The sequence below is a fragment of the Geminocystis sp. NIES-3709 genome (assembly GCF_001548115.1).
Taxonomy (GTDB): domain Bacteria; phylum Cyanobacteriota; class Cyanobacteriia; order Cyanobacteriales; family Cyanobacteriaceae; genus Geminocystis.
The window spans coordinates 415,055-429,147 of sequence record NZ_AP014821.1 but is presented as its reverse complement, the minus strand read 5'-3'; the positions used below and the strand labels follow the sequence as shown (position 1 = coordinate 429,147).

General features: G+C 34.3%; 11 protein-coding genes. 4 read left to right on the top strand and 7 right to left on the bottom strand.

The window, feature by feature from the left end; all coding sequences use genetic code 11:
• Window positions 1-37: 37 nt before the first annotated feature.
• From GM3709_RS01750 to GM3709_RS01735, 4 genes are all read right to left on the bottom strand, one after another.
• Complete coding sequence (locus tag GM3709_RS01750; RefSeq protein ID WP_066121665.1) at window positions 38-847, bottom strand: nitrate ABC transporter ATP-binding protein; 810 nt, start codon at window positions 845-847, stop codon at window positions 38-40.
• A 118-nt stretch (window positions 848-965) separates the two neighbouring features.
• The gene (locus GM3709_RS01745; RefSeq protein WP_066115694.1) at window positions 966-2,966 is read right to left on the bottom strand and encodes a nitrate ABC transporter ATP-binding protein; all 2,001 of its coding nucleotides are present in this window, start codon (window positions 2,964-2,966) and stop codon (window positions 966-968) included.
• An 88-nt stretch (window positions 2,967-3,054) separates the two neighbouring features.
• On the bottom strand, window positions 3,055-3,885 hold the full coding sequence (gene ntrB / locus GM3709_RS01740) for a nitrate ABC transporter permease (RefSeq protein ID WP_066115692.1): 831 nt from the start codon (window positions 3,883-3,885) through the stop codon (window positions 3,055-3,057).
• 45 nt (window positions 3,886-3,930) lie between these two features.
• Window positions 3,931-5,277 (bottom strand): CmpA/NrtA family ABC transporter substrate-binding protein, encoded by a 1,347-nt coding sequence (locus GM3709_RS01735; protein ID WP_066115690.1) that lies wholly within the window; start codon window positions 5,275-5,277, stop codon window positions 3,931-3,933.
• Between the two features lie 232 nt (window positions 5,278-5,509).
• Here GM3709_RS01735 and GM3709_RS01730 point away from each other — a divergent pair, with 232 nt between their 5' ends.
• Window positions 5,510-6,703 carry a 4-hydroxy-3-methylbut-2-enyl diphosphate reductase gene (locus GM3709_RS01730; protein ID WP_066115689.1) on the top strand — a complete coding sequence of 398 codons (1,194 nt, stop codon included), beginning with the start codon at window positions 5,510-5,512 and terminating at the stop codon, window positions 6,701-6,703.
• Window positions 6,704-6,843: 140 nt separating this feature from the next.
• Here GM3709_RS01730 and GM3709_RS01725 read toward each other — a convergent pair whose 3' ends face one another.
• Window positions 6,844-8,004, bottom strand: a complete 1,161-nt coding sequence (locus GM3709_RS01725) for a 5-(carboxyamino)imidazole ribonucleotide synthase (RefSeq protein WP_066115686.1) — start codon at window positions 8,002-8,004, stop codon at window positions 6,844-6,846.
• A gap of 191 nt (window positions 8,005-8,195) precedes the next feature.
• On the opposite strand from GM3709_RS01725, the gene GM3709_RS01720 reads away from it, so the two are divergent.
• Both GM3709_RS01720 and GM3709_RS01715 read left to right on the top strand, forming a co-directional pair.
• Window positions 8,196-8,696 carry a dihem cytochrome c family protein gene (locus tag GM3709_RS01720; RefSeq protein WP_071827998.1) on the top strand — a complete coding sequence of 167 codons (501 nt, stop codon included), beginning with the start codon at window positions 8,196-8,198 and terminating at the stop codon, window positions 8,694-8,696.
• A 110-nt stretch (window positions 8,697-8,806) separates the two neighbouring features.
• Window positions 8,807-9,493: a hypothetical protein gene (locus GM3709_RS01715; protein WP_066115682.1), complete on the top strand. Its 687-nt coding sequence runs from the start codon at window positions 8,807-8,809 to the stop codon at window positions 9,491-9,493.
• 213 nt (window positions 9,494-9,706) lie between these two features.
• Here the strand turns inward: GM3709_RS01715 and GM3709_RS01710 are convergent, their stop codons facing one another.
• Together GM3709_RS01710 and GM3709_RS01705 are read right to left on the bottom strand one after the other, a co-directional pair.
• Entirely contained in the window at window positions 9,707-10,828 is a 1,122-nt protein-coding gene (locus tag GM3709_RS01710; RefSeq protein WP_066115680.1) for a beta-ketoacyl-ACP synthase, read from the bottom strand.
• Between the two features lie 171 nt (window positions 10,829-10,999).
• Entirely contained in the window at window positions 11,000-11,794 is a 795-nt protein-coding gene (locus GM3709_RS01705; RefSeq protein WP_066115678.1) for a peptidylprolyl isomerase, read from the bottom strand.
• Between the two features lie 329 nt (window positions 11,795-12,123).
• On the opposite strand from GM3709_RS01705, the gene speA reads away from it, so the two are divergent.
• Window positions 12,124-14,061: a biosynthetic arginine decarboxylase gene (speA, locus tag GM3709_RS01700; protein WP_066115676.1), complete on the top strand. Its 1,938-nt coding sequence runs from the start codon at window positions 12,124-12,126 to the stop codon at window positions 14,059-14,061.
• Window positions 14,062-14,093: the final 32 nt, after the last annotated feature.

The window sequence follows — 14,093 nt, the reverse complement described above, 5'->3', positions numbered from 1 at the left end:
ATAAAATGTTAATTGTTAATTATTAATTGTTCATTATTTAAGCCACATCATCGTGGGCAAAACGATTATAGAGAAAATCTAAAGCATAATTACGCAAATCATAGTATGTTGGATCTTCCATAATACGTTCTCTGTCACGAGGACGAGGAAAAGGTATATTTAATACTTCACCAATAGTAGCAGAAGGACCATTAGTCATCATAACGAGTCGATCGGCTAAAAACAAGGCTTCATCAATATCATGGGTAATCATTAAAACATTACAACGATATTCATTCCAAATGTTAAGTAATTCTTCTTGTAATTCTTCTTTAGTGATAGGATCTAATGCTCCAAAAGGTTCATCTAAAATAAGTACTTCAGGACGTATAGCTAAAGCACGGGCGATCGAAGTACGTTGCTTCATACCTCCTGAAATTTGGGTAGGTTTCTTGTCGGCAGCTTCCGTTAAACCAACTAATGCTAAATGTTCTCTAACGATCGCTCTTTTTTCGGCTTCTTTTTTTTGAGGATAGACGGAGTCAATGGCTAGATAGACGTTTTCAAATACCGTTAACCAAGGTAAAAGAGCATAATTCTGAAATACTACCATACGATCGGGTCCGGGTTTAGTAATGGGTTTACCTTTCAAATTAACTGATCCTGAAGTGGGTTGAGCAAAGCCAGAAACCATATTTAAAAGAGTGGACTTCCCACAACCAGAATGACCAATTACACAGATAAATTCTCCTTGATTAACATTCAAATTAACGTCTTGAAGAACGGTGTAACTTCCTGTGGGAGTTGGATATACTTTAGAAACATTTTCGATGGTTAAAAATGAGTCTTGATAGAGTTGTTTTTCCATTTTTTGAGCGAATTTTTTGGTAGATGTTTCCATAATTTTGATCTCCTGTTTTGTTTTTTCTCACAAAGATGCAAAGGTACAAAGATATTTATTTTCGGGTGAGAGGTAAGGTTAAAAGTTAGGCGGCAATTAAAATACGACTATTTAAAGGAATTTCTGCCATGGTAATATTACGCTTAATTTCAAGATGGTTTAAATAACCGATGGGATCTTCACCGTCAAAAGGCACACCGTCAAATAGTTTGATGGCTTCTCGGCGATATTTTAAGTCACTTAATCCCAATTCACGACAAGCTGTACTAAAAACACCAACCCGACATACTCTTTCTAAAATTTCTACCCAATTGCGAGGAAAAGGAATATCGCCCCATCGTGCCATTTGCGTCATCATCCATAAATGTTCTGTACGACTTGGACGATTCATGCCGTCTCCATAAAACCGATGGTGGGCATATTCGACAGATTTTTCTAAGTTGCAACTATAAGAATTGGGATCGCCTAGTTGAATGTAATCAATATTCGTACTTAAATATTTGCGATCGCTTAAAATAGTGCGTATTTCCTCTTGATTATTAGCATCAGCACAATATTGACAGGCTTCTAAAAGTGCTTTGACAAGGGCTATATGGCTGTTAGGATAGGCGTTTGCCCAATCTTCCCTCACCCCTAATACTTTCCCCGGATGTCCATTCCATACCTCTAAATCTGTGGCTACGGTGAAGCCAAATCCTTCCATCGCCGCTCGTAAATTCCAAGGTTCACCTACACAGTAACCATCAATACTACCTGCTTTTAAATCGGCGATCATTTGTGCCGGGAGAATAGTCTGTAAGTGTACATCTTGATCTGGATCTATACCTTCGGCGGCTAACCAATATCGTAGTAAAATATTGTGCATAGATGATGGATGTACCATCCCAAAAGTATGATTTTCTTCCACAGATTCCAATAACATTCTTTTAAGATGATGGCCATCGTGGATTCCCATGTCATAAAATTTTTTAGCGAGAGTTACACCATTGCCATTACGAGTCATCGTCAAAGCACTTACAACGGGCAAAGGTTCATCTTGATTGCCACCAACCGTCAACCAAGTTGGCATTCCTGCTGGCATTTGAGCCGCATCTAAATAACCTCCAGCGATACCGTCAACAATTCCTCGCCAACTGGTTTCTCTGACTAAATTAACTTCATCTAAGCCATGTTTGACAAAAAATCCTTTTTCTTTCGCGATCGCTAAGGGTGCACAAGCAGTTAAAGGTACAAAACCGATTTCTAAATTAACTTTTTCTAAGCCATGTCGAGAGATAACTCCTTGTTTTTGAGCTCGAATTTTTTTGATGCGTTTTTGTTGGTTTAAAAAGTAAATAATTTCGCTTCTTAAACTGTAATAACTAGGATGATTTACTACTTCCATTCTTTGGCGAGGACGAGGAATATCTACTTCTAAAATACCGCCAATTTTTGATCCTGGCCCGTTCGTTAACATGACGATTTTATCAGATAATAAGACGGCTTCATCCACGTCATGAGTTACCATAATTCCCGTGATTTGATAGCGATCGCAAATCTGCATTAACTGTTCTTGTAAATTGCCTCTGGTTAAAGCATCTAAAGCTCCAAAAGGCTCATCTAATAAAAGTAATTTAGGACGAATAGATAAAGCACGAGCAATGGCAACTCGTTGTCTCATCCCCCCAGATAACTGATTAGGTAACTTATCAACGGCATGACGTAAACCCACTAAGTCGATGTGTTCTTCAATGATTTCATCTCGTTCAGATTGGGAAAAAGTAGCCATAACTTGATCAACTGCTAAAGCAATATTTTGACGAACAGTTAACCAAGGTAAAAGACAATAACTTTGAAAAATAACCATCCTTTCAGGACCTGGTTTTTGAATTTTTTGCCCTTCTAAAGTTACAATTCCTTCACTGGGTAAATCTAAACCAGCAATCATATTTAATAGGGTGGACTTACCGCAACCAGAGTGACCAATTAAAGAAATAAATTCACCTTTTTTAATTTCTAAATTAATTCCTTTTAATGCTAAATATTCACCTCCACCAGTGAGAGGAAATACTTTTTCAATATTATCAACAGCGACAAAAACTGACATAATTTTTACTCCTTAAAATACTTAAAATAATTAATAGTTTGTAGTTAGGGCTAAAGCCCTTTTCTCGTCTTAAAAAATTTACTACGAACTATTCACGAACAATTTTAGATTGAATCCAAGCCATTAATTTATCGAGAATTAAACCGATTGCACCGATATAAATTAGTGCTAAAATGATGTCACTGATATAATTATTTTGATAAGAATCCCAGATAAAAAAGCCAATACCAACAATACCAGACATAACAATTTCTGCCGCAATAATTGCTAACCAAGCTAAACCAATAGCAATTCTTAAACCAGTAAAAATGTAAGGTAAAGCAGAAGGAATTAAAATTTTAAAGAAGAATTTTTTATTAGAAAGTTGTAAAACTTGTTGGACATTAATATAGTCTTGAGGTATTTGTTGAACACCAACTACAGTATTAAGTAAAATAGGCCAAACTGCGGTAATAAAAATAACGAATAATGCGGCGGGTTGGTTTTGCTGTAATGCAGCGAGGGCAATGGGTACCCATGCTAAAGGAGGTACGGTTCTTAAGAATTGAAATAGGGGATCTAATGCCTTATTTAAGAAAGGATTTAAACCAACTAAAATACCAACTCCAATGCCAACAATTGCCGCAAAAGAATAGCCGATTAAAACTCTTTGTAAACTAGCCATTGCTTGCCAAAATAAACCAACATCAGTACCACCACGATCGAAAAATGGGTACATTAAATAAATGCGAGTTCGTTCATTAGTAATAAGAGAAATTGGCCCCGGTAATTTAACTAATCCAATACTTGAAAATAATTGCCAAATTAATAAAAAACCTAAAATTCCTAAAATGGGCGGTAAAATATTTTTACCATTTTTCTTCCAAAATTTACTTAAAAAATTACTATTATTTCTTGATGTTCTGATGGTGGTAGCCATGATATTAATTTCCTCCTTTTTTTGATTAATATTTATTAGTAATAATTAAACTTTTTTGATTGATAAACTATCTAAATAAGCCTTGGGATTTTCTGGATTAAATTCTTTGCCGTCAAAAAATTTCTCAATTCCCCTTGATGTACTTGTAGGAATATCCGCTTCAGGAATACCAGCTTCTTTTGCCGCTTCTTTCCAAATATCCTCACGATTCACTTTATCAATCAAGGCTTTAGCATTATCTAAGTAACTAGAAGGTAAGAATCCCCAACGTACACTTTCAGTAATAAACCATAAATCTAGGCTCTTATAAGGATAGGAAACGCTACCTTTTTCAGTTTTCCAGTACTGTACTGCTAGTTTGTAATCATCTATATCTGGTTGCCCGTCACCCATTTTGTATTTACCCATTAAAGCTGGTTCGAGTACGGTAGCGGGTACATTGAAATAGTTAGCACCCGACAATATTTGTGCTAATTCCGATCGATTACTCTGAGTGTCACACCATTGTTGAGCTTCCATCACCGCTTTTAATACTGCTTTTGTCGCTTTGGGATTTTTGTCCACCCAGTCAGCACGAATAGCCAGATATTCTTCGGGATGATTCGCCCACATTTGAGCCGTCAATGCTGGCATAAAACCAATGCCATCGGCAACAATACGGGTAGGCCAAGGATCGCCTGTACTAAATCCTTCCATAGAGCCTGTTTTCATGTTTGCTACAGTTTGGGCGGCAGGTACAGTCATTAAATTTACATCTGTATCAGGATTGATACCTCCGGCGGCTAACCAGTAACGAATCCAAAAGTCTTGATTTGCTTTGGGGAAAGTAAAAGCGGCTCGAAATGGTTTTCCTGATTGCTTTAAGCCGACTATATAATCTTTCGCTTTAGTCATGTCTAAGGTAATGTTTTTGCCTTCTTGAGTTTTGGCGATCGCAATACCATTTCCTTGAGTGTTCAACATTGCCAAAACATACATTGGTATTTTGACATTATTTTTGGTGATTAATCCTTCAGAGATAAGATAAGGCATAGGCATTTGCCATTGTCCTCCATCAATACCACCACCAGCCGAACCAATTTCAACATTATCTCTTGCCGAGCCCCAGTTGGCTTGTTTCGCTATTTCTACTTCATTCATGCCATATTTAGCAAAAAATCCCTTTTCTTTAGCCACAATTAAGGGTGCAGCTTCAAAAATCGGAGCAAATCCTAACTTTATGACAGGAGTTTCGGGAGTTATTTCGGGTGTTAAGGTAACGGGAGTAACTTCTGTATTTGATGTACTGCTTGTTGTCTCTGGTGGATTACCTAAACATCCTTTGAGGAAAACTGCGGTAATCGCAGAAGTTCCAGTAGTAACTAAAAATCGACGACGGGAAAAATTTGACATTTAGCCTCTTTTGCTATAACTAAAATTCTATGAATAAGTTTTTATCATAGAATAAAATCTATATAAGAGATAATATCGTTAAAATTCCTAAAAGTCTATGATTTTAATTCATGATTTTAGATATAAAAAATTAAGAAATCTTATACATAATTTTTCTTTGAAAGTAACATCTAACTGCTAGTACCTAACTCAGTTAAGATATTCTAAGGACTTATTAACTTTTAAGACACTCATGGATACAAAGACTTTTAAACGCAATCTACAACAATCTGAGAATTATCATCGCAAAGGATTTGGACATCAAGAGGAAGTTACTGCTACTTTAAATCAAGAATATCAAAGCAGTTTAATTCAAACTATTCGTCAAAATAACTACGAAATAACAAAAGGTAATGTAACAATTCGTCTCGCTGAAGCCTTTGGTTTTTGTTGGGGAGTAGAAAGGGCTGTAGCCATGGCTTATGAAACTCGTACTCATTTTCCAACCCAAAAGATATGGATTACCAATGAAATTATACATAATCCTTCCGTAAATCAACGGTTAAAAGAGATGAATGTTGATTTTATTCCCTTCAATGAGGGTATTAAAGATTTTTCCGTGGTTAATAGCGGTGAGGTGGTTATTTTACCGGCTTTTGGTGCAAGTGTAGAGGAAATGCAGTTATTAAATAATAAAGATTGTACTATTGTTGATACCACTTGTCCTTGGGTTTCTAAAGTCTGGAATTCTGTTGAAAAACATAAAAAACGTAGTTATACTTCTATTATTCATGGTAAGTATAAACATGAGGAAACTGTCGCTACAAGTTCTTTCGCTGGTACTTATCTTGTGGTTTTAAATATGATAGAAGCCGAGTATGTAGCTAATTACATTCTCAAGGGAGGAAATAAAGAAGAATTTTTAACTAAATTTAAGAATGCTTACTCGGAAGACTTTAATCCTGATGTAGATTTAGAAAGGCTTGGTATTGCCAATCAAACTACGATGTTGAAAAGTGAAACGGAAGCTATTGGGAAGTTATTTGAGCAAACAATGCTTAAGAAGTATCCACCTAATGAGTTAAATGATCACTTTATGAGTTTCAATACTATCTGTGATGCTACTCAAGAAAGACAAGATGCTATGTTGGATTTAGTTAAGGAGAAGCTAGATTTAATAGTGGTTATCGGTGGTTTTAATTCTTCTAATACCACTCATCTTCAAGAAATTGCGATCGAGTATAAGATTCCTTCTTATCATATTGATAGTAGCGATCGAATATTGTTAAATAATAAAATTGAACATAAACCCCTTGATAAAGACTTAGAAATAAAAAATAACTGGCTTCCTCAAGGAAAAATTACAGTAGGAATAACTTCTGGTGCTTCAACTCCTGATAAAGTGGTAGAAGAAGTTATCGAGAAAATTTTTATATCTAAATCCTAAAAAAAATCTCAGTTCGACATAAAATTTTCGATGAAGGTGGGAGATAGGAGTTAGGAAAAATATCTTAAAAAACACCAATTTCAAAGTATTCTTTAATTGAAAAAAGGCTAAAAGCTAATCTCTACCTTCACCCATAAATTTTATAGCTCTCTAATGTATGATAACGGAGTGTCAAACCAAATAGACTCTATTTGTTGAGCAATTAACTTTCCTTGTTGATCAATTTCTTCGGGAGTATTTTTTGTTAACAACATAGTGGCATGACCTAATTTTCTTCCCCATCGAGACTCATTTTTGCCATACCAATGAACAAAAGCTCCCATTTGAGCGATTTTTGCTCTTTTTTCTTGGTAATCACTGTACGCAACCTCGAAACCAAGTAAATTAACCATTACGGCTCCAGATGATTTTAACTCAATATTACCGAGTTTTTTCCCTGTTATGGCTTGTAACTGCATAGCAAACTGAGAAGTATAACAGGCATCTAATGTATAATGACCAGAATTGTGAGTTCGAGGAGCGGTTTCATTAACTAGAATTTCACCGTTTTTGGTTAAGAATAATTCAATTCCTAATACTCCCACATAGTCTAAGGCGATTAATAATTTTTCAACAATCGAGTTTATGTTTTCCTGTTGAATTTCTGTTAATCTAGTGGGAGCAATTACCCAACGACAAACTTGATTTTGTTGATAGGTTTCCACCACCGGATAAATTTTTATTTCACCAGTAACACTACGCACTCCGATAATAGCTAATTCTCGATCGAAAGGGATAAATTCTTCAATTAATAAGGGAATGCCATCAAATTTGGCTAAAATAGCCTTTAACTCTGTAGAAGAATTGACAATCATTGTACCTTGACCATCATAACCATGACGACGAGCTTTTAGTACCAAAGGAAAAGAAAAAGAGTTAAAATCATCAAGGGATTCATAAGCCTTAAAATTGGGTACGGGTAAACCTTGATTTTGTAAAAAACATCTTTGCTCATATTTATCAAGTAACGGCGATAAACTCGAAAGACGGGGATAGAAACAAACACCTTGATCAGCTAATTTTTGTAATTCTAATAAATTGACAAATTCATTTTCAAAGGTAATTACATCACAATCTAAAGCTAATTGAGCCGTAGCCTGTGGATCATCAATGGCAGCGAAAATGGTTTTAGTGGCTAAAGATACCGCAGGATCATTATGGGAAGGAGTTTGTACTAATAAATGTATGTCTTCTTGGGGTGCAACTTGTGCCATCATCCATGCTAATTGTCCTCCTCCTATTACCCCTACTTTTTTTGTCATTACTGTAAACTACTTAATGTTTTTCTGATATATTTTATCAAATATTGACGATCGAATATAGGAAGTAGCAAAGGCATCTAAGTAGAATGATGTTGATAGGCAAAAGGCAACAGATAAGAGTTTGTATATTTTAAAATTAATAAAAATAATTCTGTTCCCTAATTAAGAAAAACTCTATTATCATAATTAAAATGATCAAAAAACGTTGGAAAATGCTTATTTTGGCATTTATCGTTAGCTGTAGCGTTATTTTAGGATGGGGTGCATCCTATGGTTTTAGCTCTAATTCGATCGTTCAAAATACCAAATCTGTAGATAAAGCCACAGGAAATTTTAAAATTGGTGAAGACTTTTACCTAGAAAACTGTGCAACTTGTCATATTCCTGTACCTCCTGCGGTGTTACCTCAAGAAACTTGGCAAAGAATCTTAGAAAATCCGGGTAATCATTACGGAGTAAAAGTAGAAGGATTAACAGGTTTTAGTCAACGGCTAATGTGGCAATATTTACAAAATTATTCCCGACAGTTATTAAAAGATGAAATCGAACCGAAATATATGGCACAATCTCGTTATTTTTTCGCTCTTCATCCTAATGTAACTCTACCTTCGCCTATAACTCTTAATAGTTGCATTGAATGTCATACTCAAGCAAAAGACTTTAATTATCGAGTTAATTTCGATCGCAATTAAGAGCTATAGTAAATAAAATAAATAGTCCATTGTTTATGGTTTATTATTATGTTTATTTCAAATAATTTCTGATTTATTATACTAACAACAACAAAGGAGATTTTAAATTAATGATTGCGAATAATGTCCCTTCTCAATTGCCCGTTTCTCATATTCCATCTTCCCAAGAAAAACCACCTCAAATTGAGGAAATGGCGGTAGATATGGTAGAAGAAATAGAAAGATTAGAAGATTTCATTCTTAATAGTACTCGTATTCCTTTTGTCGGTAAGACTCTTGTCGATGAAGATATATTGATGAAACAATTAGATGCGATTAGAATTAATATTCCAGACTGTTTAGAACAAGCAACTCAAATTCTACAACATAGAGAACAAATATTGGCCGAAGCCCAAAATTATGCCCAAAAAATAGTAGAAAATGCGCAAAGAAGAGCGACACAATTATTAGATGAGTCTCGGATTGTTCAACAAGCAGAAACTCAAGCACATCAAATTAGAAGACAAGTTCAACAAGATTGCGAAAATTTGCAACGGAAAACCATTAGTGAAGTTGAACAAATTAGGCAACGGATTCAACAAGAAGCCATGAAAACTAGACAACAAGCTATTTTAGAAGCAGAAGATATACAAAATGAAGCGGATATTTATGCTGATTCTGTACTATCTAAATTAGAAAAAGATCTCGGTGATATGTTAAGAGTTGTCACCAATGGCCGTCAGCAAGTACAAGTTCATAGACAAACAGTATCTATTCCTCCCCGTAAGGATATGACTATTTCAAAAAAAGCCTCTTAAAGAGGAATTAGGAGTTAGGAGTTAGGAGTTAGGAGTTCGATGTCTCAAACTTTAATAAATAAGGAAAAAGAGTATTAATTAATCAGACAAAATCTGTACAAATCAGAGGTGTTAAATTTAATAAACAATTGAAATAAATAAATTTTTTATAGTTTTAAATCAATTATTATCACTTTTGCCTGTTCCCTATTCTCTCTCTTTGATTAAAGTGTTTTATTTTCTGATCGCCAATACTGCATTTTGTCCACCGAAACCAAAGCTAAAACAAAGCATTTTTTGTAAAGAATATTTCTCTCCTTGAGTACAAAAATTAAGGTCAAATTCTGGACAAGAAAGGTTTGTATTTGGTAATAATATTTGTTTTTCTAAAGACAAAAAACTTAAGGCAGTGGCGATCGCACCTGAAGCACCTAGTGTATGTCCTGTCACTCCTTTTGTTGAACTAACTTTAGGGTTTTGAGGAAATAGATGATTAATAATTTTAGCTTCTCGTCGATCGTTTAAAATAGTACCCGTGCCATGAGCGTTAATATAATCAATTTCCTCGGGTTGTATTTGAGAACGTTCTAAACACAGTTTAATAGTTTTTATTGCAGTATAGGCTTCTTTTTCAGGCGCGGTCATCGTTTGGGCATCGCAACTCATACCCCATCCTAATATTTCTCCATAAATTTTAGCTTGACGATTCCGAGCAGATTCTTCCGTTTCTAACATCAACATTGCACCCCCTTCCCCCAATACAAAACCTGATCTTTCTTTACCAAAGGGATCACATCCTTTATTGCTTAAGGCTTTCATTTGGCTAAATCCGGCGATCGTGAGGGGAGTAATAGGAGTTTCCACCGCTCCTACAATCACGCTTTTACAACGTTTTTGTTTAATTAATTCATAGCCTTGGGCGATCGAGCTTAATCCTGTAGCACAAGCATTTGTAGGAGAAAGTACAGAAGCGTTAGTTTGAATATAATTAGCGGTAATAATAGACGGTTGATAAGGTAAAGTATTTAACCATAGGGGAGAAAATGAAGGTTTTGGAGATGATAAAAATATTTCCCATTGACTTTGACAACCACGACTTGAACCAATTACAATACCCGTATCTTTTAAAGGCAGTTCAAGGTTTGAGTGATTTATCAAATCTTTGATTAATGTAAAAGTGACATCCCCAATAAAAGAGGGATGAGATTTAATTAAACCTAAAGGTAAACAGGATAAATAATCAAAAGGTTGTCGAAATTTGATTCCCGAAATACCATTTATTACACCTTGCCAAGTGGCTTTTGTATCTCCCAAACAGGAAATAATACTAATACCTGTGACAACAACTTTAACCATGAATCAGAAATGAAGGTTTGCGTATTTTGGTAGTGTTACATATCGCTACTGCATCAGGAGATAAGACTCAGCAAAGATAAAGTTTTTATAAAGCATCACTCGATTCGGTGAAGGAAGAATCCTCCGCCTTTAGGCAAGAGTTATCAACCTCTATTCATTATTCACTACTAATTATTTCAAGTTTTCTGCACCAGCAATGACTTCTGCAGACTCAATACGATCGCCTTGTTTAATTTTTTCAACTACATCCATACCTTCCGTCACTTTACCAAAAACAGCATAACTACCATCAAGGAAAGGAAGATCTGCTAAAGTAAAATAAAACTGGGAAGATGCAGAATCGGGCATTTGCGATCGAGCCATAGCAATTACACCATAATCATGTTTTAACTCAGGTGGTTGGGTAATGGTTTGACTATAAATGATAGCAGGAGATTCAACATCGGTTTTGGTTTCATCATATTCAGGACGAATTTCTAAGGGAATATAACGGGGAGTATTTGTCACGGGATCAATATAACTACCAGTACCCAAAGCAGAAGCCGGAATTTTTGGATTTTTGCCTTGGGGATCACCACCTTGTACTACAAAAGGAGAAGGATCTTTAACTACACGGTGAAAAACCACACCATTATAAACACCTTTTTTGACTAAATCAACGAAATTTCCTGCGGTGATAGGTGCATTATTACCATCAACTTCGATCGTAATAGATTGACCATTGACTTTCATTACAACCGTAGCAGTGCCTTCTAAACGTGGTAAATTCATAGTATTTTGAGTATTTTGATTATTTTGACTATTTTGAGCCATTTGTGATGTTTGATCAACTGGGGTTTCAGTTTGCGAAGTGACATTTTCCTGATTTGCCGTTGTGTTATTTTCTGTGCCATTTGTAGCTTCTAACTGCTGACATCCTGATAAACTCAAGGCAGTTATTAGAAACAAGATTAATACAATATTCATTACTTTTAATTTCTAATTATCTTGATCAATTTTACTGTGTCTCGACCATCTACGGATTTTCTACAATAATGGTGTTAATTAGACAAAATTTATACTATTAGCAATTAGCAATCAGTTATCAGCTATTGTGAAGTTAAATTTCTCGTCAACATTAGTAATTAATTACTTATTCTTTAATGAAAAAAAGGCTAAAAGCTAAAAGCTAACAGCTAATCCCTCTAATTAAAATAAAGTTATAATTAGTAATTGACAATTAATAATTGATGACGAATAATTGTTCATTGTTCATTGTTAACTTTTAATTGTTTTTGTTAACTTTTTCTTAAACTATGACTAAATTTTGGACTATTGAAGACAGTAATAAACTTTATCAAATTGAGGGTTGGGGTGAACCATATTTTTCTATTAATGCAGAAGGTAATATTGTCGTTTCTACTAGGGGTGATGAGCATAAAATTGATTTATTTGAATTAGTAGAAAGTTTGAAAAAAAGAGATATTAATTTACCTTTACTAATTCGTTTTTCTGATATGCTAGACGATCGATTGAAACGGTTACATGACTGTATGAATGAAGCGATCGATAGATATAATTATAACAATGTTTATCGAGGAGTATATCCTATCAAATGTAACCAGCATAAACAGTTAGTCGAGGCATTAGTAGAATATGGAAAACCCTATAATTTTGGATTAGAAGTAGGTTCAAAACCAGAATTAATGATTGCTTTAGCTACTTTAGAAGTAGATAAAAATAGAGAAAGATTATTAATTTGTAATGGCTACAAGGATGAAGAATATTTAGAAACGGCTCTTTTAGCTCAACAGTTAGGCCATAATTTAATTATTGTTATTGAACAGATTAGCGAATTATTTATTATCTTAAAATTAGCCCAAAAATTAAACTTAAAACCTCAATTAGGAGTTAGGGCAAAACTGCAAACAAAAGGTTCAGGACACTGGGGAAATTCTACGGGAGAAAAAGCCAAATTTGGCTTAACTATTCCAGAAATTTTAACGGTAATAAATAAGCTCAAATCCGAGGATAAATTAGACTGTTTAAAATTATTACATTTTCATATTGGTTCACAAATTTCCTCTATTGCAGTAATAAAAGATGCTATTAGAGAAGCTAGTCAAATTTATGTGCAACTAAGCAAAATGGGTGCGGGAATGAAATATTTAGATGTTGGCGGTGGTTTAGCCGTTGATTATGATGGTTCAAAAACGAATTTTTATGCGTCCAAAAACTATAATATGCAGAATTATGCTAACGATATTGTTGCCGCAGTAAAAGAAGCCTGTGACGAAAATAATATTTCTTCACCGATTTTAGTTAGCGAAAGTGGTAGGGCAATTACTTCTCATCATTCGGTGTTAATTTTTAATGTAGTAAGTAGTAATAATCCTCCTCTCGAATTACCTCAACCGACGGAAGAAAAAGAGCATTTAATTATTCGCAATTTATGGGAAACTTACGAGACGATTAATGAAGATAATTATCAGGAAATGTATCATGATGCGGTACAATTTAAGGATGAAGCTATTAGTTTATTTAATTTCGGCTATCTTACTTTAATCGATCGAGCTAAAGCAGAACAATTATATTGGGGATGTTGTCATAAAATTTATCAAATTACCAAAAATGAGGCTTATGTTAGTGACGATTTAAACGACTTAAATGACTTAATGATCGCTACTTATTATATTAACTTATCGGTTTTTCAGTCTGCTCCTGATGCTTGGGCGATCGATCAATTATTTCCTATTTTACCTATTCATCGATTAAATGAAAAGCCTACCATAAAAGGAGTGTTAGCTGATTTAACCTGTGATAGTGATGGAAAAATTGATAAATTTATTGATTTATTAGATGTCAAAAATGCTTTAGAATTACATCCATTAAAACCAATCAAAGAACAAGATATTGATAATCCAGAAAATACGGATTTTAAACCTTATTATTTAGGAATGTTTTTAGTTGGTGCTTATCAAGAAATTATGGGGAATTTACATAATCTATTTGGAGATATTAATGTGATCCATATTCAAAGTAAAAAAGAAAATTATCAAATTAAATATGTAGTGAAAGGAGATACCGTCACAGACGTATTAAAATATGTAGAATATTCAGCAGAGGATTTAACAGAAAAACTAAGATGTTTAACAGAAAATGCCTTATTAGAAAAACAAATTGACTTAGAAAAATCTCAACTATTAATTAAAAACTACGAAGAAAATTTACGAGGTTATACTTATTTAAGCTAATTTAGTAATCCTATATGAGTAGTGAGAAATAA